Origin of the sequence: Pseudocalidococcus azoricus BACA0444 (genome assembly GCF_031729055.1) — a bacterium.
GTDB lineage: Bacteria > Cyanobacteriota > Cyanobacteriia > Thermosynechococcales > Thermosynechococcaceae > Pseudocalidococcus > Pseudocalidococcus azoricus.
The window spans coordinates 18,108-37,449 of record NZ_JAVMIP010000002.1 but is presented as its reverse complement, the minus strand read 5'-3'; the positions used below and the strand labels follow the sequence as shown (position 1 = coordinate 37,449).

The window sequence follows — 19,342 nt, the reverse complement described above, 5'->3', positions numbered from 1 at the left end:
CGTCTCACGATGCCACCCCATACTCGCCGTTGTCTCAGTTGTCGTTGCCTTGGCCACAAGTCAGAGTTTTGGCGGGTTGTGCGGTTGGCTCAATCTCAAACCGTGGTCTTGGATCAGGGCCAGGGTCGTTCGGCCTATCTATGCCCCCAGGCCAGTTGTCTCCACCAGGCCCAGAAGAAAAACCACCTTGGTCGTGTCCTGAAGGCCCCAATTCCGCCGGAAATCTACGCCACTCTCCACAGTCGTTTAGTTGCCAGGCCAGAGCATCCGCTGACCCTACCGCCCCCAGTGAGCTAGACCTAGGGAATCGCCACCATGTCTAGAAGTTCATGGACTAGGGCCTGGTTATTTCGTCCGCCAGCAGTAATTAAACGGTGACTGAGGACATGGGGAGCAAGATATTTGACATCATCGGGAATCCCATAGTCACGTCCCTCCAGAAAAGCCAAGGCCTGGGTGGCTCGATAGAGGATGACGGCTCCCCGCGGACTCACGCCCAAGGTAATACTATCGGTCTCCCGCGTTGCCCGGACTAAGCCCAGGATGTATTTCTGCAAGGGTGCTTCAATCCGGACTTCTTGTACCTGGAGACGTAGCATCTGAATATCCTCGAGGGATAAGCATGGCTCTAGGGTGGCAAAGGATGGCTGGGTTTGCAGACGTTGCAGCATTTGCAGTTCTTCGCTTTCGGCAGGGTAGCCCAAACTTAAGGCCAGGGCAAAGCGATCCAATTGGGCTTCGGGGAGAGGAAAAGTGCCTTGATACTCCACAGGATTTTGGGTCGCAATCACGAAAAAGGGATGGGGTAAGTTATAGGTGACACCATCAATGGTGGCCTGGGTCTCTTCCATCACCTCTAATAAAGCAGACTGGGTGCGGGGGGTAGCCCGGTTAACTTCATCTACCAGCAAAATATTTGTAAAGACAGGGCCGGGGCGAAACTCAAAGCTGGCGGTCTGAGGATTCCAAATATTGGTTCCCGTCAGGTCGGTGGGTAGCAGATCCGGTGTGCATTGAATGCGATGAAATTGGCCGGCAATAGAGCGAGCCAGGGCTTTAGCTAAGAGGGTTTTACCCACCCCAGGCACATCTTCCAAAAGCACATGGCCCTGGGCCAGAATGGCCACCATCACCAGGCGAATGGCATCCTGCTTCCCGACCATGACCTGATTGAGGTTGTCCAAAAGCCGACTTAAAGGTTCACGCATAAAAATTTAACGAGCTAATCGTTACGGGTTTCCAGAGGATAACGAAGAAGGGCAAGATCTAACCCCTACACCATAAACCATGTTGAATAAACTGCTCTCAGGTTATGGCAACCATACTCAAACCCTGGGAAATTTACAACTAGGGGGGCGGGGTTAAAATAGGAAAACTCTGCATGTCCCGATCATGGAACTGATTTTGTCCCAATGACATCCCCTGCTGCCGATCAACCCCTCAGACTTGGGCGTAACCCCGGCCTGCAAATTAGCCATGATGCCCTGGATCGACAAACCTTGACCCCGATGTTGCAGCATTATGCCGACATGAAGGATCAATATCCCCATGCTCTGCTGCTTTATCGGGTCGGTGACTTTTACGAAACTTTTTTTCAGGATGCTTGTACGATTGCCCGAGAGTTAGAACTGGTTTTAACCGGGAAAGAAGGGGGCAAAGATATTGGCCGGATTGCCATGGCTGGAGTCCCCCATCATGCCTTAGAACGCTATTGCCGCCAACTGGTGGAAAAGGGCTATGCGATTGCAATTTGCGATCAAGTCGAAGACCCGGCCCAGGCCCAGGGTTTAGTCAAACGGGAAGTGACCCGGATTTTTACCCCCGGCACGGTGTTAGATGAAGGCCTGTTGCAACCCCGGAAAAATAATTTCTTAGCAGCGGTGATTTTAGCCGGAACCCATTGGGGCCTGGCCTATGCCGATGTTTCCACCGGGGAATTTCTCACCACCCAAGATCAAGACCGCGACCAACTCCACCAAGAACTGACCCGGCTGCAACCGTCCGAAATTTTACTCGCCAGTGAAGCCCCGGATTTGAATCGGCTGTTGAGGCCTGGGGAGGGTGGGGATTTACTACCGGAAGGCCTGCCGACCCAGTTTTGCTACACCCTGCGGCCGATGGCAGATTTTCATCACCCAGAGGCCCGCCAACGCTTACTGGAAACCTTTGGGGTACGTTCCTTAGAGGGCCTGGGCTGTGAACGATTAACCTTGGCCACTCGCGCGGCTGGAGGACTTTTAGGTTATTTAGCGGATACCCATCGCGGACAACCGATTCCCCTACAAACCCTCAGCACCTATCAGCTAACAAACTATTTGATCCTCGATCAACAAACACGGCGTAACTTAGAGTTAACTCAAACCTCCCGAGATGGCACGTTCCAAGGTTCCCTGTTGTGGGCCATTGACCGCACCTGTACAGCCATGGGGGGCCGGCTCTTACGGCGTTGGCTCTTACAACCGTTGTTAGATATTAAGGGCATTCAAGACCGCCAGGCCACGATTCAAGAACTGATCAGCCAAACCCATCTGCGTCAAGAAATCCATCGCCACCTCCAACATATCTATGATCTGGAACGATTAGCCGGTCGGGCGGGTTCAGGTACTGCCAATGCCCGAGACTTAGTTGCCCTGCGTGATTCCTTTGATACGCTTCTCAAGCTAGCCCCAATTCTCGCCACCGCTCAATCCAGTTACCTGACTGCCCTAAAAACCCTACCACCGGAACTGGAACACCTGGGGGATGTATTACACGGGACTCTGGTTGAATCTCCGCCCATTGCTTTGATGGAAGGGGGCTTAATCCGGCCTGGGGCTAATTCCGATCTGGATCAGCATCGTCAGCAATTAGAGCAGGATCGCCAATGGTTTGTCACCTTAGAGAGTCATGAGCGAGAACGGACTGGGATTAATAGTCTCAAAGTTGGCTTTAACAAGGCGGCTGGCTATCACATCAGTATTTCCCGGAGTAAAAACCAGGCCCCGCCCCCAGACTATATCCGCAAGCAAACCCTGACCAACGAAGAACGCTACATCACCGCCGAACTGAAAGAACGGGAAGCCCGCTTAATGACCTTACAGGCGGATATACATAACCTGGAGTATGAAATTTTCCTGGAACTACGAAACGCGGTTGCCGCCCAGGCCAGCTTAATTCGCCAAATTGCCACCGCAGTCGCCAGTATTGATGCCCTCTGGGGCCTGGCAGATGTGGCCATTTATCAAGGTTACACTTGCCCAGAACTAGTCGAGAATCGAGAACTTTTCATTACTGGCGGGCGGCATCCAGTCGTTGAACAGGCCTTGCCCATTGGTTTTTTCGTCCCCAATGATACGCACCTGGGCGGGATTGCCGATTTGATGATTTTGACTGGCCCCAATGCCAGTGGCAAAAGTTGCTACCTACGCCAAGTGGGATTGATTCAACTCTTAGCCCAGATTGGTAGTTTTGTGCCCGCCCAGGCCAGTAAGTTAGGCATCTGTGACCGCATCTTTACCCGGGTTGGGGCAGTGGATGATCTGGCCACGGGCCAATCTACATTTATGGTCGAGATGAATGAGACTGCTAACATCCTCAACCATGCCACCCCAAAATCCTTAGTCTTACTGGATGAAATTGGCCGGGGAACGGCAACATTTGATGGGTTAGCTATTGCCTGGTCAGTAGCAGAATATTTAGCGATGACCATTCAAGCCAGAACGATCTTTGCCACTCATTATCACGAGCTTAATGAACTGGCGAGTTTGTTAAGTAATGTTGTCAATTATCAAGTTGTTGTCAAGGAACTGCCCGATGAAATTATCTTCCTCCATCAAGTCCAACCGGGTGGAGCCGACCGTTCCTATGGGATTGAAGCAGGCCGCCTAGCTGGACTACCCCCCTCGGTCATTCAACGGGCCCGGCAAGTCATGCAGCAAATTGAACAACATAGTAAAATTGCTCTAGGCTTACGAAAAACCGGGCCGAACTCTTCTAGGACAACGCAACCCGCAACAAAAGTTCATCAAGGACAATTGTTTAGTTATGAGTTGTAATTCAAGATTTCCCTCAGTTCCGTAGTTTTACGGTGGTGGTGGCCGATATTCACAGCCTAGGGTAAAAATAGCCGTAGGGGATTGTTATTAGCCTCAATAATCCTCAACCAAGCTAAAAATTCTCCCGCAGGACTCTTGCCCATGTTTAAGTTGCATTGGCCTATGGAAACTCCCTCAACTCCCTCGAACAAGACCACCCATGTGCCAGAGCAACAGAAGCCCATTGGTTTAGCTCAACCATCCCGCGGCTTTGTCCCCCATACAGATGCTGTCTTTGTTGCCCCAGTCCCGCGCTTAGTCATTTATTCCCCCTATATGCAGCGTTCCATTGCCCTTGGCCATCAACAGGAATGGGTGATTGGGCGAAATAAGGATAGTACAATCGTCCTTCCCGATCGCTGGTCATCCCGCCATCATGCGGTTGTTAAAGCGGATGAACGAGGTAACTTTAATCTTGTTGATTTAGAAAGCTTAAATGGGACATTTGTTAATAGTCAAAAAATTAGTAAGCCTTACCTCCTCAAACATCGTGACATTATCACCATTGGTGAAACAGAAATTCAATTTATTTACCCTAATCCAGGCCCGATAGTAGATGGCTCGGTGCAGGGAAATCGGTTTGTTTTGATGACCCACGCCTCACGAGTACAAGGGGAAATGTGGCGGGAAATTCTCAACTCCCAAGGTATTTCGACCATTTGGGGCAGTTCCCACTTTGAGCTAGAAAAAGTGATTGGCCAAGTGGAAGGCCTGGGCATCACAGCCAATTTATTGATGCTAGATCTGGGGATGCCAAAAACCAATCCCTATGACTTCTGCCGCCGCTATCATGCCAGCTATCCTGATTTGGGAATTATCCTACTAAATGGGATGCGCACTGAGATTCATGAAGCTGAACGGAAATGGGCCAAAAATCAAGGCGCGTTGAATTTATTTGCCGCCCTGCCTCGGGAGCATCTCTTTGCGGAAGTAACGGAAATTGCTAACCGCCTACAAATTATCTCCCAGACCCTAGATTGGCCCATGATCAACGGGGAAACCCTGACCGCAACCCTGATGCATCTTCAGTCAGAAACCGATGACATTGCCTCTGGGTTTTTCTAATCAACCAGAATCTAGGAAATCTCACCCACAATATTCCTCAGGCCCATCAGCAGCGATAAGCAGCCCCCAGAATCATGTCTAGGCAGTTAGTAGCCCAGCCGGCGTTAATCAAACATCCGAAAGTAGGGGGGACGGGTCGGCGCGCCAGGTTCTTTTTCCAAATTAAAATTAATGACATCCCAACAGGGAGCCGTTTCGGCATCGGGACTAAACTCCACCGGCAAGCCATACAAGCGTAATTTTTGCCCTTCTCCAGTGCGCCATTGGGTGCCCCGCTCTAAATAGCTACTGATCAAATCTTGGTAGCGCTTGGCAATCACGACTCGGGTGGCCCGATAGCCCTGGGTATATAGCCGATCCAAGGCCTCGTGAATTTCAAAGCGGATGCCATCGGGGTGGGTATGTTGGCGATACCATTCATCCTGCCACAGCCGCCAATGTCGTCCAGATTGTAAATGCACCAACTCACCAGATTTAGGATCAGCCTCAAAGGGGCCATGGCGCGGACAGAGATAGGTATCCGTGAGAGTCAGAGCGGGAATCAACTGCCGACAATGGGGACAGGAAATTTCGGGGCCGAAGATGGGATACTGTAAGCCAATCAGGGTCATGAAAAGCCAAAAGAAAAACAGAAAGGCCAGAACGGTGACTCATTCGCTTTATTATATGGCTCCCTCACCCGGATCCCCAGTAATTTAGGTAACCAAGTCATGATTGAGGATGGTTCAGGGATAGACTATCCTTTTTGAGGGGTCAGAAATGGCAGCCTGAAGATAAAGATCAAAGCAAAATTTAATTCTCAATATAAATAAAGGTGAGCGCGTGACGACAGCATGGGTGTTTCCGGGACAAGGGTCGCAACAGGTGGGCATGGGCCTGGAGCTGTGGGAAACAGAACTCGGTGAACAACGCTTAGGGGAAGCGGCGGCCATTTTGGGTTGGTCGGTGGCGGCGCAATGTCAAGCCCCTTTGGCAGAATTATCCCAGACCCAATTTACCCAGCCCTGCCTATACGTCCTGGAGACGGTCTTGGCAGATTTGGCCCAGGCCAAGGGACTTAAACCCGACTATTTGGCTGGCCATAGCCTGGGGGAATATGTGGCCCTCTACGCTGCCGGGGTTTTTGATTTTGCTACGGGGCTAAAATTAGTGCAGCAACGGGCTAAACTGATGAGCCAAACCGCCAACGGCACAATGGTGGCCCTGATTGGCTTTGACCGCGAGGAATTGGACTCAGCAATTGAGGCGGCGGATCAAGTGGTATTGGCCAATGATAATCATCCCGGCCAAGTTGTGATTTCTGGGGATGCCATTGCTGTCCAGGCCCTGCTGAGTCAAATTAAAGTCAAACGGGCCGTCCCCTTACCGGTCAGTGGAGCCTTTCATTCTCCCTTGATGGCCGATGCTGCCCAGGCCTTTGCTGATGTTTTAGCGACTATTCCCTTCCAACCTGCCCAAGTGCCAGTCCTCGCCAATGTTGAACCCCAGGCCACCACAGACCCAGATCTGATCAAAACCCGCCTGATGGCCCAAATGACCGGATCGGTGCGCTGGCGAGAAACCTGTCTCAACTTAGCTGCCTTGGGGGTGACAGAGGTGATGGAAATTGGCCCCGGTAATGTTCTCACGGGCCTGGTCAAACGCTGTACTCCCAATCTGGGCCTGGTTAATATCACGGGTCTGGATGATTTAGCTGCCCTTTAACTTAAAAACAATCCCATGAGCTTGGCCCAACGACAACGGGAACCGAAACTCAGTCTTGCTCTCTATCACCTGTTTAAGTGGTCTGTGGTTGCCCCGCTCTTCCACACCTACCTGCACGGCCGAATTATTGATGCTCAAACTGTCCCGCAACGGGGGCCCTTAATCATCGTCAGTAACCATGCCAGCTACTTTGATCCACCCCTGCTCTCTAACGCGGTCTGCCGCCCCGTTGCCTTTATGGCCAAAGCCGAGTTATTCAAAATTCCCATTCTTAAAACCCTGATCCGTCTTTATGGAGCCTATCCAGTCCAACGGGGAGCGAGAGATCGCAGTGCCATTCGGGCAGCCCATCAGGCCCTCAACCAGGGTTGGAGCGTTGGCATTTTTTTAACCGGAACCCGGACTCCCAATGGCCGCATTGATGATCCCAAGCTCGGTGCCGCCTTAATCGCCGCCCAGGCCCAAGTTCCTTTATTACCAGTCTGCCTTTGGGGAACTGAAAAAATCCTCAGTCGTGGCCCAATACCCCGGTCTGTGCCAGTCACCGTCCGGATAGGCCAGTTAATTCCCCCGCCTGCCAGTAGTGATCGTCACGAATTAGAGGCTATCACCCAGGCCTGTGCCTCCCAGATCAACGCCCTTCACAACTTGGGACGATGACACGGCTCCCTCTACTTTTGTCTCTAGCATTGGCCGAGTCTAATTTGTCCTTGGACACAAGAAACTCAGCGTGGATCAAAACCGTCACTGTCCCAGTACCATAGTCAAAGTATCCTACGGACTAATTTTCTTTTTGGGATATGCATAGTGACCGGAGTGAAGGCGATAAAACAACAACAATCAACAACGATCATGTGGCTCCCCTCTGTCCCTAATTTTTGAGTAATTTGCGAATTTTTAGGAGAATTTATGAATAGGTTGGCTCGCTTCGGGGTCTTAGCTAGTTTAATCAGTGGGATGTGGATTGCCCCAGCGATGACGCGCCAGATGGTTGTCCAAGCCTTGCCCCAGGAACAGGTGTTACAGCAACTGAGCAATGTCCCGATTTTCATGATCACCAATGCCAAAGGTGAGCCACTCACTTATTCTGTCCCCAGTCCCGCCGATAAAACCAAACAAGTCCAAGTCTTTACTTTTTTCATTAGCAAGCAGGACGCAGAAGCAACGATTACCAGCCTGAAGCAACAGCAGCCGCAGATTGGGAACAGTGCAAAAGTTACGCCAGCCTCTCTAAGTGGGGCATTGAAGGCCGCCTTAGATGCTCAGAAAAATCCCACCTTGGGCGTGGATATTGTCCCTTCTCGCGTCCAACTGGAAAAGGCCATTGCCATGCTCAAGCAGTCTGGTGACATCCAAGAAAAAGAGGGCAAGCTCGTCACTAAAGATGGGCAGCCCTTTCGGACGGGGACACCGCTATTCTATGTAGCCGATATTAAATCTGGTAATCCGATTGCCATTGAAGCCAAAGTCCAGGAAAACGGCCAGGCCAAGACCATGCGCTTTGTCCCTTTTTACTTTGACAATACTCAATTGCAAACGGAGCTAGATACGGCCCGCAAGACGAATCCCGACTTAGCCAAAAATACAAATATTCGGGTGGTGATGTTGGATATGCTGGTGGCGACCCTCCTGAGCAGTAACGATCCAGCGGTGGGGCAAATCCAATTGGTTCAAACCCCTGATGCGATCCAAGCCGCAGTCCAACTACAGCGCAGTAGTAACCCCGCCCCCAGTCCAGCAACCCCGGCCAGCACCACACCCGCAACCCCGCCCAAAAAATAAGGCTGAATCTTGGGAAGATGTAGATACTCCTGGCAGGGCTGGGCATAGGCCAACTCCCCAGACATCACAGATCTTCCCAAGGGCGGTGGTGCTTGGCCCTACAAGGTGGACTCATCTATAGCGTTCCCCATTTAGGGTGAGAGAGGGATAAGGCAGGAAATCCTTGATGGGCAGTGTTTGCAACATTTCTCCTCTCTCAGCACAGTTTGCATGACCCTATAGCCCAAGGCCTGGGAGGTGTCTCTATGCTTCCGGTTGACGACTGAATAGCACCGGACATTCGGCATAAACTCGCACATAGTCAGACATGGATGTTCCCAATAGGCGATCCAGATCCGGCAAGCTCCGGGCAATGGAGGGGCGGCGATCAGGGGATCCCAGCACCAATAAGTCCGCATTGGTTTCCTGGGCAATCCGGCAGACTTCTTCCCCAGGCCGGCCAGAACTCACAAAGCATTGATAGGCAATTCCCCGTTTTTTGGCTTCAGCAACCGCCGGGGCAATGACTGAATCCTGTTCCGCTTCAGTACTGGTCAGGGGGCCACTACCTTTGAGGTCAGGATTAACATGGGCCAGAATTAGCTTGCCACCCTTGACATCCTGAATTAAATTGAGGGCGACCTTCAACGCGGCCTGGCTAGAACTGGAGGGATTGAGGGCTACCATAATCCGATTAATTTTTTGGACGTAAATGTCATCTCGGACCAGGAGCATTGGGCGGGTAGAGAGTTGAAAGACATACTGACTAACTGAATTCGCCAAGATGGATTGCAAGCGTTTGAGGCCTCGAGACCCCATGATGATCAAGTCCGTGTTGAGTTCTTCTGCCACCCGACAAACCGTATCTTTCGGGTCTCCCTCCCGGAGAATAGTGTTGACGCTATGGACTTGCTGGGGATTCAGATGGAGTCGTTCCACGGCCTGGGCTAATAGTTTCACCCCTTCGGCGCGCTGGGCTTCTACTTCTTCAGCAACAACTTTGGGGGGAATGACATGAAGAACCGACACGGTGGCTCCCTGTACTGCTGGTAGTTCCATGAGCGACTTCAACATCAACTCTGCCTGGCCAGTGCCGGAGTCCGCCAGCAAAATATTACGAATCATGATTTACCTCATCAGCTTCAATAACTAATGGCATCCCACAACAGGAACGACCGAAACAACGCAGCAATCAAAACCTCTGCCAATTTCGGAGTTATGCCCTCAATCCTGCTGTTAGCTTAGATCTTAAGGCGGACAAGCCCAGGCCTTACGGGTTAATCTACAAAACGTCATGGTTGTGTCAGCAAGGGATCGACTGGCCTGGCCAATTCCCAAATCACGATTCTTGACCGCCAAGACCGCTCACCTCAATCACCGACAAGGAAGCTGATCAACTGATGGTACCTTCTACCCCTTGGCTCAACTACCCTGTACGCGTCCAACCCCATCAAACAGATTATGCAGGGGTGGCCTGGCATGGTAGTTACCTGGCCTGGTTAGAAGAAGCCCGGATTGATTGTTTACGACAAGGGGGAATTGAGTTTGCTGACTTAGTCAACTTAGGCTTTGATCTACCCGTGGTGCGCTTAGAAGCTCGTTACCTCCAGGCCCTGAAATTTGGGCAAACTGCCTTTGTGAGAACTCGCTTTGTCCGCCAAGAAAAAGTGCGCCTCTGCTTTGATCAATGGGTGGTATCCCCAGATTTAAGTCTGATCTATTTTCAGGCCAGCGTCCAACTTGTTCCGCTTCAGCGTCCGACTGGTAAAATTCTCCGCATCCTTCCTCAACCACTAGTTGCAGCCTTACATAAACTGGGGCAGCAGTCTGATTGATTAATTCGAGATGAACAGTAAAGACGATCTGTTGCCATGAGTTCAAATCACTCTGAGAGTTTTGAAAGTCTTAAATTTACGCTGACCTGAAAAACGACCGCATTACATGGACTGTTTTGGCCGATGTAACTCCTTAGATGTGCTGCTAAGAAAAGGATTTTGAGCTGTCCTTCATCCCATTCAAGAGGGGTAATCTTTTGACATGATGCAGCCTTCAGAATCCCTCCATCAGAATTCGACCATAAACTAGAGAGTGTTGGGGTAGATAGAGATTGATCGATGAGTAAATTTCGCACAGGCCTGGTGATTGCTCTAATCACGTTCATCATTGTGGTTAGTGGGAATTTGATGAGCTTGGCCACAATGGCGCGCCCCCAAGTCTCCCCTGAGTTGAGTCAAGCCGTCTTAAACATGGAGAAGCGACTCAAAAATGACTTTGACACCTACTTCGGGCGTGATTTAGCCACTGTCACCCAAGACCCCGCCACCATCGCCACGAGTCTAGCCAAAATCAGCCGCAGCACGGGGCAAAAAACAGCCGTTCTTTGGGTCATTCCCCGGGCCAATGACCTACACCTAGTTTTGATTACGCCCAATCAAGCCCCAGTGGTCAAGGATTTGCCAGAAGCCCGCCAAGAACTACTTTTGCCAGTGGTGGAGAAATTTCAGCGGGAGGTATCCAGCCCGGTAGTCAGGGAGAAGAATTTTCCGGCTGCCCAGCAACTTTATCGGTGGATCATTGCCCCCTTTGAAGCTGAATATCTCCAACCCCAGGGCATTGAATCACTCCTTTTTTGCCTGGGTTCTGGGGTACGGACTTTGCCCTTAGCAGCCCTTTTTGATGGTCAACAATTCCTCGTCGAGAACTATGCCCTTAGTCGGATTCCCGCTTTTAACTTGATTAAGCTCACCTCAAAGTCCTTACACCGGCCCCGCATCTTAGCGATGGGAGCTTCGGAATTTAGAAGCCTTAGCCCTTTGCCAGCCGTTCCAGTAGAGCTGAATACCATTGTGCAGAAGGTGAATACCCCTCGTTCCGCTGAGTTTCTTAATCAAGACTTTACGTTGGAAAATCTTAAAAAGCAATTACGCAAGACTCCCTTTGACATTGTTCACTTGGCAACTCATGCGGAGTTTCGGCCTGGAACCCCCAACGAATCCTTTATTCAGCTTTGGGATCAGTCCCTCAATTTGCAAGATATGGATCGGATGCCTTGGCAAAAACCCATGGTGGATCTCCTCGTGTTGAGTGCCTGTCGGACTGCAGTGGGGGATCATCAAGCCGAACTGGGGTTTGCGGGGGTAGCCTTGCAGGCCGGGGTTAAGTCGGCCCTCGCGAGTCTCTGGTATGTGGATGATTTGGGAACCCTCGCACTCATGGGGGAATTTTATGGGCAGATGTCGCGTTTTTCAACCAAAGGAGAAGCCTTACGCCAAGCCCAATTGCATCTGCTCAGGGGAGAGGTAGAAGTGATTCAAAATACATTGCATCTTTCCAAAGCAGACATTACCTTGCCCAGCAACCTAGCCCGCTCTAGTACAGTCAATTTTCGCCATCCTCGTTACTGGGCCGCCTTCACAATGATTAGCAGCCCTTGGTAAATCTCTCTATATAGTCATAGTCATTTCGCTTAGGAATGAAACACAAAAATACTTGAAACCATTACGAACTGGACTTTTGAGTGTCCCAGTTTTTGCCGAAATGACTATAACTAAAACTAACGTTAGCGTCAGAGCTGAGCAAATCTGTCAACTTTTCCGTTAATTCCGCCTCAACATGAACTAGATAACTAGGTTAAGATAAGGTTAAAACCAAGTTAAAAGGGAGGAAAGATGGATAAACAAGCCTTTCTTTATCCCCGTAGTCGCTACTATGGGACGGTCAAGTTAGAAAATCTTGCGTTTGATGCCAATTTGCAAGACTTTGCTACCCAGGTTAGCTACATTACGGCACTCCAAACTAATGGCAAGCTTTCTCCTCTCGAAGCCTATGGCAAAATCAAGGGCCTGTGGCACGCTCTCAAGTCCAGCAAGAAAACCCTCGGTGTAGGTGAAAATCCGTTCCAGGCCCCAGAAATGCCTCAATAATTCCTCGGGCCTAACCAGAGCCTTAAGCAGGGGGGAGATCAAACCAGAGTAATTCTGCCTCGGTCATGGTGAGCATGGTCAGAGTTCCCGGTCCCGTAACCGCCAGGCCATCTCCCTCCTGCAAGGGGTGATCATTCACCAAAACCTCTCCCTGGGCCACCTCTAACCACCCTAAGCGACCGGGGGCCAAGTCTTGGGTCAGGGGATGGCCGGCTTGAAGATTAGCAGCAGAAATCCGGGCATCTTGGTAAATGATTACAGTTCCTCCTTGGCTGGGTGGGGCGGCAATCAGGTGAAATTGGTTAAGTTTAGCGGTTGGGTCTAAGGACTCTTGGGCATATCGGGGGGACAGGCCTTGCTGATCAGGGTGAATCCAGATTTGCAGTAATTCCACAGGCTCAGTGCTAGATGGGTTAAATTCGCTGTGAATAATTCCCGTGCCAGCACTCATGATTTGCACATCCCCGGCCTGGATAATCGCGCCATTACCTAAACTATCCCGATGCTCTAAGGCTCCTTTAAGAACATAGGTGAGAATTTCCATATCCTGATGGGGATGATTGGGAAACCCGCCTTGGGGGGCAATATAGTCATGGTTGATCACCCGGAGTTGGCTGAATCCCATCCGTTGCGGATCGTAGAAATTAGAAAACGAGAACGTGTGGTAGCTTTCTAACCAACCCAAGCGGACATGGCCCCGTTCTTTGGCGGGATAGAGTTTAGTTTTTAAGGCCGTTAGCATTGACATAGAAGACACCTCAAATAAGGGATAAAGAACAAGTATTACTAATAATTAAGACTCTGATTAATCAATGTTTAGGGTAGAGGATAGGGCTGTTGCCAATGACTTGTAAAAACAAAATTAGGAAAGGCTTTGCGGCCCCGCGATGAGGCTTCCCGTTCTTGCAGTTTGTCACTGAGTTGCTGTCTGTCTCCGTAATATCCCAAGGCGATGGCAACCACCGGATCATATCCCGTTGGAATCTCACAGAATTCTCGCGCTTTGGCAGTATCAAACCCGGCCATCTGATGGACAAATAGACCGCTGGCGGTGGCTTGAACCGTTAATTGGGCCACGGCGGCTCCCAAATCATAATAGGCATGGGCATTGGGCTTACCGTTGTGATCAAAGGTGAGTTTCGCCACCCCAATCATCAGCACAGGGGCATTTTGAACCCAGGCCTGGTTTGCTTCCACCAGACAGCTAAAGAGGCGTTGATAGTCTTCTGTTTGGGCTTGGGTGGCCACTAGAAATAACCAGGGTTGCTCATTAAAACACGATGAGGCCCAACGGGCGGCTTCCAATAAACTGGCAATTTTTTCTGGCTCGACGGGTTGCTGACTGAAGGCAAGGGGACTCCAGCGGCGTTGGATTAGCTCATGAATTGGATATTGGGTGAGAGCGAGTTTTTCCATGCGGGGGAGTTCCTTCAAATACGCGTTTTAATCCTGATCCTTACTGTAGCGATTAAACCGATAAAATGTGAAGTACCTACAAAAAAGTAAGATACTTACCAAAAAGATACTATGGACACATTTACGGATAGTTACGCCGACCTATCTCAAGAATCTCATTGTGCTGTTGAAGCCACCTTGCAAGTGATTGGCGGCCGCTGGAAAGTGCTAATTTTACGGGAGTTATTTGGTGGAACCCAGCGGTTTAGTGCCTTAAATCGGGCCTTGCCAGGGATTACGCAGAAAATGCTGACACAACAATTACGGGAGTTGGAACAGGATGGCATTGTTCACCGCCAAGTCTATCAACAAGTACCGCCACGGGTTGAATATTCCTTAACATCCCTCGGACAAACCCTCTATCCAGTCCTCAAAAGTATGCATGAGTGGGGAAAAACGTTTTTAGCTGCAACTTCAGAATCCAAGAGTTAACCCAGGCATCTTACTGAAATAATTCCGCCAAATTAACCACCAGGCCGGGGAGAATTGCCCTTGTCACGATGGGGTTAGTCCGATCAAATACCTGCCAATGCACAGTTTCAGAAGCCATGATCGCCGTTAACACAATCTTATTTTCGGGAAAGATAATCCACACCTCTTGGGCCCCAGACTCTAAATATTCTTTGGCTTTGGCTAATAATCCTTCTCCGGGATCATCGGGAGAGGCAATCTCAGCAATCAAGGGAAAACTCTGATCTAAGGCAACTTTTCCCGCAATTTGGCCCAGTAACTCCCCAGTGACAAATGCCACATCAGGCCGCCGCCCTTGGGTTTGGGTTCGACAAAGAGCTTCGACTAAGACTCGTCCTGTTAACTGCTCCTGAAATAAATACTGCTGCCAGAGGTATGCCAGTTTGGCCTGGGTTGCTGCATGATTAAGGGTCATACCCGTCTTTTCTTCGATAATGTGATCAATCCATTCACATTGGTCGGGAGGATGGGCCAGAAAGTCTGCTAGAGAAACCGCTTGCCCAGGCCGGTAAACAGGAATAACTTCAGGATTAACAACTGGAGCCGAGGATAGTTCGAGTTCTGCTGGAGTTGAAAGGGCAGGAGTGGCAGCCATAGGAGTTCACTTAATCCAAACTGTTTTAATGTTGACAAATTCTAAAATCCCCGGCCGGCCCAATTCCCGCCCAAAGCCAGAGCGTTTAATGCCGCCAAAGGGTAAACGCGGATCCGACTTCACCAGGCCATTGATAAACACGGCTCCCGCTTCCAAATCTCGGATCAGTTGGATTTGCTCTTGGGGGTCATTTGTCCAGGCACTAGCGGCTAAACCAAAGGGGGTGGCATTGGCTAATTTAATGGCTTCAGTGATGTCTTTAACTGTGAAAACCAAGGCAACGGGGCCAAAAAACTCCTGAACAAAGGCCGGATTGTGGGGGGTGATGCGAGTTAATACTGTTGGGGGATAGTAATAGCCTGACCGGATTGAGGCGGGTAATTCTGGACTGTCTTTAAGAGATGTACCACCTAAGAGAATTTTAGCTCCATGTTCAACCGCGGTTTGGACTTGTTGATCCAGCTCTAAAAGAATTTTTTCAGTCGCTAAGGGGCCGAGTTGCGTAGTGGCATCAAAGGGATCCCCAATTTTCCAATGTTGAAGCTGGGCAATAAACTTTTCGGTAAATTCATCGGCCACAGATTCAGCGACAATAAATCGTTTAGCAGCAACACAGGATTGACCATTATTGATCATCCGGGCTTTGGCAGCAGTTTCGGCAGCACTGGCAATATCCGCACTTTCCAGGACAATAAACGGATCGCTGCCCCCTAACTCCAAAACCACTTTTTTCAGTTCATGGCCACTGGCCTGGGCTAAACTCATCCCCGCGGGTTCACTGCCAGTCAGGGTCGCGGCTTTAATTCTGGGATCACTGATCAGGGGAGCAATTTGATCTGCCCCAATCAGTAACGTTTGAAAGACCTGAGCTGGAAACCCCGCGGCCTGGAAAATTTCGGCAATTTTGAGGGCACATTGGGGCACATTGGAAGCGTGTTTGAGTAAGCCAACATTACCGGCCATCAGGGCTGGAGCCGCAAACCGAAACACTTGCCAAAAGGGAAAATTCCAGGGCATGACGGCTAAAATTGCGCCCAAGGGGTGATAGGTGACATAGCTATGGTGGGCATCGGTGGCAATGCTTTCTTGGCTCAAAAATGTTTCGGCATTCTCGGCATAGAATCGACAGACCCAGGCCGACTTTTCGACTTCCGCAATGGCCTCGGTGATCGGCTTTCCCATTTCTAAAGTCATTAAACGGGCATAGTCTTCTCGATGGGCCACCAACAGGGCAGCGGCTTTCAACATCCAACTAGCCCGCTCTTCAAAGGTCGTATGGCGATAGGATTCAAATGCTGCTTGGGCCTGGGCCACCGCTGTTGTGAGTTCCTGCTCGGATAAGGCTGTAAAGTTTTGAATTACATCTCCCGTTGTCGGGTTAATCGAGGCAATCGCCATAATGTTTGCTCCTGAAAATGCCGCGGTGCAACAGCCGTAGTCCACCAATATCCATCAGCCGATGGATCTAGGATAAGACGCAAACTAGGATTTATCCCGCTCAACAAACTGTTCTAGGCCGTGCAAGAGTCAGCCCGGATCAACTCCCAAGGGATTTATCATTACTTTTGGTTCAATCTGGATATATCCATCTCCTGTAATGCTTAAGGACTGGGGCTTGGCTAAGTTATCGCCTGTTACCCATTGAGGATAAGACCGGAACAAGACTGACTTAACCTACGGATGCCTCACTGATCACTTCTACGGTTGTTCGTTGCTCTGGGTGTAGGGCCTGGGCGACCCGCTGAATATCGGCTGGAGTAACGGCTTCAATAATCTCTAACTGCTGAAATAGATTCCGCCAATCTCCAGTTTTGACCGCATATTCTGCCAGTTGTTTGGCCATCCCTTCCGTGGACATCAGGGCTTGAAGTAGATCCATGCGGGCTTGAGTTTGGAGGCGGCTGAGTTCGACATCACTGATTGGTGTGGTCTGGAGGTGGCTTAACTCGGTCTGGATGGCCTGGGCGACTTCCTTGGTGCTATGGCCGGGAGCGGGTAAGGCATATATCACCAGCCGATTTGGATATTTATTACCTGGATAACCTGTAAAGGCTTGGACATTAAGGGCAATTTTGGCTTGTAACACTAGGGCCTGGTATAACCGGGAGGTACGGCCACTGGTCAAGACTTGGGTGAGGAGTTCATACAGTGAATAATCTCGATCCTTCAGCGGCGGACAGGGATAGGCTTCCACATAGTAGGGTTGACTGGGCAGTTGAATCTGGGCTTGGCGCGGTGCAGTTAGGGGAGGGTCAACTGTGGTCACTTTGGGGGGTAAGGGACGCTGCGGATAACGACCAAAATACTGTTCAGCCAAGGTTTTAACCTGCTTGGGTTCCACATCGCCCACCAGTACCATGGTCAAGTTGCCGAGAGCATAATACTGCTGAAAAAAGTCTGTAACATTCTGGCGGGTTAAGTTGGCAATATCCGCTTCATAGCCAATCACAGGCCGGCGATAGGGATGCTGCTCAAAGGTGGTGCTTAGGAACGTATCAAAAAGTTGTCCGGTGGCTGAGTTTTCGGTTCGCATGCGCCGTTCTTCTAGGATCACCTGCTTCTCAGTAAAAAAGTCTCGGAAGACTGGTTCTAAAAACCGCTCTGACTCTAAGGACATCCACAGTTCGAGTTTATTGGCGGGAAAACTGTAGAAGTAACGAGTTGCATCCGCAGAGGTGGTTGCATTTAAGCCCACGCCCCCAGCCTGTTGGACAATTTGCCCGTATTGATTAGAAATGACAAATTTACTGGCCTGGGCCTGGACTTGATTGAACTGATCTAAAAGGGTTTTTAGTTGATTTGTCTGCTGCTGTTGTTTGGCGGCCTGGATCTGGGTAAATAAGTGATCTAATTGATCTAAATACTGGGCCTCTTGTTGAAAATCCTGGCTGCCAATTTTCCGAGTTCCCTTAAAGGCGAGATGTTCTAAGTAGTGGGCCACTCCAGTTTGTCCCTCTGGTTCATCTACCCCACCGACATCGGCATAGGTCAGAAAGGAAATGATCGGGGCCTGGTGCTGCTCCATGACAATAAAGCGCATTCCATTTTTAAGGCTAAATTCCGTCACCTGATGCATGGCCCGCTCCACATAGGGTTCAGTTGTTGGCTGTAGGGTGGCTCCATGGACAGGTATGCCCAGGCCCCAGGCCCAAGTCAACATTCCAAGGACAACTGCCCCAAAAACAACATCAAAAAATTGCTGGATTTGCTTCCCTCGCCCTGAAATTTGAGGCACTATCTGCATCCTCAACCATTGCCAAGAGTTAGGAATTTTTTTCTTGCTCAAAATCAACTAAATGACAGAGAATTTCAGCTTGCCGCTCTTGGGCTGTAGTTAAGGAATCTAGAACTTGGTTTTCCCGCTCGGCCTGTTGAAGAAGAATTTCCAAGATGCGATGCCGCCGCTCCTGATCCGCCTCTAAATGTTCTGCCAACTTTAAGACCGATTCCACGAGCCGGCCCACATGGGTATCTGTTTGGGACTGTTGTTGTTTGAGTTCGGCGATGATCTGGCTATTGGCCGCAATGGAACGAGCATTGGAGTGGATCATCTGTTCTAAGCGAGTTAGGCGTTGATCCAGATCTTGGAGAAGTTGTCCCCAGGATGAGGCGAAGGGATCATTCGGGTTCATCGGAGAAAGTTACTCACTATCCAAAAGATCAAGTAAATAAAGACACTCACCAGGCCTTCTACATTACCAGCAAAGCCAAAAATTCCCAAACTAGCCAGCCCCCCGCCAATAGCTGCCCCAATCAGTAAGGCGACTAAGGTGATCAAAAATGCTCGTCCGAGCCGTTGTTCCTTGCGATTCAACCAAACTAAATTAAAGCCAACTCCCAAGGCCAACAGTAACGCCAAGGAATCAGTATTGGCCACCAGGCCCAGGCCAGCCAAACTGCCATACACCAAAGTCGTAATGACTAAGGACATGACTGGAGGCTTATCGATCCATTCTTGCCAAGGAAGATTGAAGCGAGGGTTGGTGGGTTTAGCCGTTTTTTTGGGGGGCTGCTCGGCTAATCGTTCCGCAAAGCGAATCCGCTCAGGAACTTTAATTTTTCCTTCTTGGCGTAGTCGTAACCGATCCATCAAAATGGCATCGTAGGCCGCCTCGATTGTGGTGCGGAAACGGTCGTCATCTAAATGAGTTTGGAGTAGTGTGTCCCGTGCCGCCTGAATTTCTTCAAAGGTGGCCTCCTGCGAAACCTGCAATTGCTCGTAGGGAGAGGGCTGTTCGCTCATTGGTCACAATCCATGATTCGGGTAAAGGGCTGACGGCATCGGTCAAGTTCAA

General features: G+C 50.2%; 20 protein-coding genes. 10 read left to right on the top strand and 10 right to left on the bottom strand.

All coding sequences use genetic code 11. The features are described from left to right. The first annotated feature begins 9 nt into the window (after window positions 1–9). The gene (locus tag RIF25_RS02585; RefSeq protein WP_322876998.1) at window positions 10–297 is read left to right on the top strand and encodes a YlxR family protein; all 288 of its coding nucleotides are present in this window, start codon (window positions 10–12) and stop codon (window positions 295–297) included. Window positions 298–299: 2 nt separating this feature from the next. On the opposite strand, the gene RIF25_RS02580 is transcribed toward RIF25_RS02585, so the two are convergent. Continuing rightward, a complete protein-coding gene (locus RIF25_RS02580; RefSeq protein WP_322876997.1) occupies window positions 300–1,208 on the bottom strand; it encodes an AAA family ATPase in 909 nt (302 codons plus the stop codon). A 204-nt stretch (window positions 1,209–1,412) separates the two neighbouring features. On the opposite strand from RIF25_RS02580, the gene mutS reads away from it, so the two are divergent. Both mutS and RIF25_RS02570 read left to right on the top strand, forming a co-directional pair. Then, entirely contained in the window at window positions 1,413–4,034 is a 2,622-nt protein-coding gene (gene mutS / locus RIF25_RS02575; RefSeq protein WP_322876996.1) for a DNA mismatch repair protein MutS, read from the top strand. Between the two features lie 162 nt (window positions 4,035–4,196). Beyond that, the gene (locus RIF25_RS02570; RefSeq protein WP_322876995.1) at window positions 4,197–5,138 is read left to right on the top strand and encodes an FHA domain-containing protein; all 942 of its coding nucleotides are present in this window, start codon (window positions 4,197–4,199) and stop codon (window positions 5,136–5,138) included. Window positions 5,139–5,242: 104 nt separating this feature from the next. Here the strand turns inward: RIF25_RS02570 and RIF25_RS02565 are convergent, their stop codons facing one another. Further along, the gene (locus RIF25_RS02565; protein WP_322876994.1) at window positions 5,243–5,749 is read right to left on the bottom strand and encodes a TIGR02652 family protein; all 507 of its coding nucleotides are present in this window, start codon (window positions 5,747–5,749) and stop codon (window positions 5,243–5,245) included. Between the two features lie 211 nt (window positions 5,750–5,960). Here RIF25_RS02565 and fabD point away from each other — a divergent pair, with 211 nt between their 5' ends. The 3 genes from fabD to RIF25_RS02550 all read left to right on the top strand — a co-directional run bounded on the left by fabD (window position 5,961) and on the right by RIF25_RS02550 (window position 8,624). Then, on the top strand, window positions 5,961–6,842 hold the full coding sequence (gene fabD / locus RIF25_RS02560) for an ACP S-malonyltransferase (RefSeq protein WP_322876993.1): 882 nt from the start codon (window positions 5,961–5,963) through the stop codon (window positions 6,840–6,842). Window positions 6,843–6,857: 15 nt separating this feature from the next. Then, window positions 6,858–7,502, top strand: coding sequence for a lysophospholipid acyltransferase family protein (locus tag RIF25_RS02555; RefSeq protein WP_322876992.1), 645 nt, complete (start codon window positions 6,858–6,860; stop codon window positions 7,500–7,502). 249 nt (window positions 7,503–7,751) lie between these two features. Beyond that, window positions 7,752–8,624, top strand: coding sequence for a Tic22 family protein (locus tag RIF25_RS02550; RefSeq protein WP_322876991.1), 873 nt, complete (start codon window positions 7,752–7,754; stop codon window positions 8,622–8,624). A gap of 243 nt (window positions 8,625–8,867) precedes the next feature. On the opposite strand, the gene RIF25_RS02545 is transcribed toward RIF25_RS02550, so the two are convergent. After that, a complete protein-coding gene (locus tag RIF25_RS02545; protein WP_322876990.1) occupies window positions 8,868–9,728 on the bottom strand; it encodes a universal stress protein in 861 nt (286 codons plus the stop codon). A gap of 275 nt (window positions 9,729–10,003) precedes the next feature. On the opposite strand from RIF25_RS02545, the gene RIF25_RS02540 reads away from it, so the two are divergent. The 3 genes from RIF25_RS02540 to RIF25_RS02530 all read left to right on the top strand — a co-directional run bounded on the left by RIF25_RS02540 (window position 10,004) and on the right by RIF25_RS02530 (window position 12,526). After that, the gene (locus tag RIF25_RS02540) at window positions 10,004–10,438 is read left to right on the top strand and encodes an acyl-CoA thioesterase (RefSeq protein ID WP_322876989.1); all 435 of its coding nucleotides are present in this window, start codon (window positions 10,004–10,006) and stop codon (window positions 10,436–10,438) included. A 279-nt stretch (window positions 10,439–10,717) separates the two neighbouring features. Further along, the gene (locus tag RIF25_RS02535) at window positions 10,718–12,040 is read left to right on the top strand and encodes a CHAT domain-containing protein (RefSeq protein WP_322876988.1); all 1,323 of its coding nucleotides are present in this window, start codon (window positions 10,718–10,720) and stop codon (window positions 12,038–12,040) included. A gap of 231 nt (window positions 12,041–12,271) precedes the next feature. Further along, on the top strand, window positions 12,272–12,526 hold the full coding sequence (locus tag RIF25_RS02530) for a DUF7219 family protein (RefSeq protein WP_322876987.1): 255 nt from the start codon (window positions 12,272–12,274) through the stop codon (window positions 12,524–12,526). Window positions 12,527–12,548: 22 nt separating this feature from the next. Here the strand turns inward: RIF25_RS02530 and RIF25_RS02525 are convergent, their stop codons facing one another. Together RIF25_RS02525 and RIF25_RS02520 are read right to left on the bottom strand one after the other, a co-directional pair. Further along, window positions 12,549–13,274 carry a pirin family protein gene (locus RIF25_RS02525; protein ID WP_322876986.1) on the bottom strand — a complete coding sequence of 242 codons (726 nt, stop codon included), beginning with the start codon at window positions 13,272–13,274 and terminating at the stop codon, window positions 12,549–12,551. A gap of 68 nt (window positions 13,275–13,342) precedes the next feature. Then, on the bottom strand, window positions 13,343–13,942 hold the full coding sequence (locus RIF25_RS02520; protein ID WP_322876985.1) for a nitroreductase family protein: 600 nt from the start codon (window positions 13,940–13,942) through the stop codon (window positions 13,343–13,345). Window positions 13,943–14,053: 111 nt separating this feature from the next. Here RIF25_RS02520 and RIF25_RS02515 point away from each other — a divergent pair, with 111 nt between their 5' ends. Beyond that, a complete protein-coding gene (locus RIF25_RS02515) occupies window positions 14,054–14,413 on the top strand; it encodes a winged helix-turn-helix transcriptional regulator (protein WP_322876984.1) in 360 nt (119 codons plus the stop codon). Between the two features lie 10 nt (window positions 14,414–14,423). Here the strand turns inward: RIF25_RS02515 and RIF25_RS02510 are convergent, their stop codons facing one another. The 5 genes from RIF25_RS02510 to RIF25_RS02490 all read right to left on the bottom strand — a co-directional run bounded on the left by RIF25_RS02510 (window position 14,424) and on the right by RIF25_RS02490 (window position 19,290). Further along, window positions 14,424–15,047 (bottom strand): Uma2 family endonuclease, encoded by a 624-nt coding sequence (locus tag RIF25_RS02510; protein WP_322876983.1) that lies wholly within the window; start codon window positions 15,045–15,047, stop codon window positions 14,424–14,426. Between the two features lie 6 nt (window positions 15,048–15,053). Then, window positions 15,054–16,445, bottom strand: coding sequence for an NAD-dependent succinate-semialdehyde dehydrogenase (locus RIF25_RS02505; RefSeq protein ID WP_322876982.1), 1,392 nt, complete (start codon window positions 16,443–16,445; stop codon window positions 15,054–15,056). 271 nt (window positions 16,446–16,716) lie between these two features. Then, window positions 16,717–18,291: a M16 family metallopeptidase gene (locus tag RIF25_RS02500; protein ID WP_407682304.1), complete on the bottom strand. Its 1,575-nt coding sequence runs from the start codon at window positions 18,289–18,291 to the stop codon at window positions 16,717–16,719. A 19-nt stretch (window positions 18,292–18,310) separates the two neighbouring features. Next, window positions 18,311–18,679, bottom strand: coding sequence for a hypothetical protein (locus RIF25_RS02495; protein ID WP_322876980.1), 369 nt, complete (start codon window positions 18,677–18,679; stop codon window positions 18,311–18,313). Next, a complete protein-coding gene (locus RIF25_RS02490; protein ID WP_322876979.1) occupies window positions 18,676–19,290 on the bottom strand; it encodes a CPP1-like family protein in 615 nt (204 codons plus the stop codon). The genes RIF25_RS02495 and RIF25_RS02490 overlap by 4 nt, the downstream gene beginning before the upstream one ends. Window positions 19,291–19,342 lie beyond the last annotated feature (52 nt).

Bases quoted from the DNA above. Each gene is read 5' to 3' on its own strand.
- RIF25_RS02540 (WP_322876989.1), top strand. From the start codon at position 10,004: ATGGTACCTTCTACCCCTTGGCTCAACTACCCTGTACGCGTCCAACCC.
- RIF25_RS02515 (WP_322876984.1), top strand. From the start codon at position 14,054: ATGGACACATTTACGGATAGTTACGCCGACCTATCTCAAGAATCTCAT.
- RIF25_RS02585 (WP_322876998.1), top strand. From the start codon at position 10: ATGCCACCCCATACTCGCCGTTGTCTCAGTTGTCGTTGCCTTGGCCAC.
- RIF25_RS02530 (WP_322876987.1), top strand. From the start codon at position 12,272: ATGGATAAACAAGCCTTTCTTTATCCCCGTAGTCGCTACTATGGGACG.
- RIF25_RS02510 (WP_322876983.1), bottom strand. From the start codon at position 15,047: ATGGCTGCCACTCCTGCCCTTTCAACTCCAGCAGAACTCGAACTATCC.
- RIF25_RS02505 (WP_322876982.1), bottom strand. From the start codon at position 16,445: ATGGCGATTGCCTCGATTAACCCGACAACGGGAGATGTAATTCAAAAC.
- mutS (WP_322876996.1), top strand. From the start codon at position 1,413: ATGACATCCCCTGCTGCCGATCAACCCCTCAGACTTGGGCGTAACCCC.
- RIF25_RS02535 (WP_322876988.1), top strand. From the start codon at position 10,718: ATGAGTAAATTTCGCACAGGCCTGGTGATTGCTCTAATCACGTTCATC.
- RIF25_RS02565 (WP_322876994.1), bottom strand. From the start codon at position 5,749: ATGACCCTGATTGGCTTACAGTATCCCATCTTCGGCCCCGAAATTTCC.
- RIF25_RS02490 (WP_322876979.1), bottom strand. From the start codon at position 19,290: ATGAGCGAACAGCCCTCTCCCTACGAGCAATTGCAGGTTTCGCAGGAG.
- RIF25_RS02525 (WP_322876986.1), bottom strand. From the start codon at position 13,274: ATGTCAATGCTAACGGCCTTAAAAACTAAACTCTATCCCGCCAAAGAA.
- RIF25_RS02555 (WP_322876992.1), top strand. From the start codon at position 6,858: ATGAGCTTGGCCCAACGACAACGGGAACCGAAACTCAGTCTTGCTCTC.
- RIF25_RS02580 (WP_322876997.1), bottom strand. From the start codon at position 1,208: ATGCGTGAACCTTTAAGTCGGCTTTTGGACAACCTCAATCAGGTCATG.
- RIF25_RS02495 (WP_322876980.1), bottom strand. From the start codon at position 18,679: ATGAACCCGAATGATCCCTTCGCCTCATCCTGGGGACAACTTCTCCAA.
- RIF25_RS02545 (WP_322876990.1), bottom strand. From the start codon at position 9,728: ATGATTCGTAATATTTTGCTGGCGGACTCCGGCACTGGCCAGGCAGAG.
- RIF25_RS02550 (WP_322876991.1), top strand. From the start codon at position 7,752: ATGAATAGGTTGGCTCGCTTCGGGGTCTTAGCTAGTTTAATCAGTGGG.
- RIF25_RS02520 (WP_322876985.1), bottom strand. From the start codon at position 13,942: ATGGAAAAACTCGCTCTCACCCAATATCCAATTCATGAGCTAATCCAA.
- RIF25_RS02500 (WP_407682304.1), bottom strand. From the start codon at position 18,291: ATGCAGATAGTGCCTCAAATTTCAGGGCGAGGGAAGCAAATCCAGCAA.
- RIF25_RS02570 (WP_322876995.1), top strand. From the start codon at position 4,197: ATGGAAACTCCCTCAACTCCCTCGAACAAGACCACCCATGTGCCAGAG.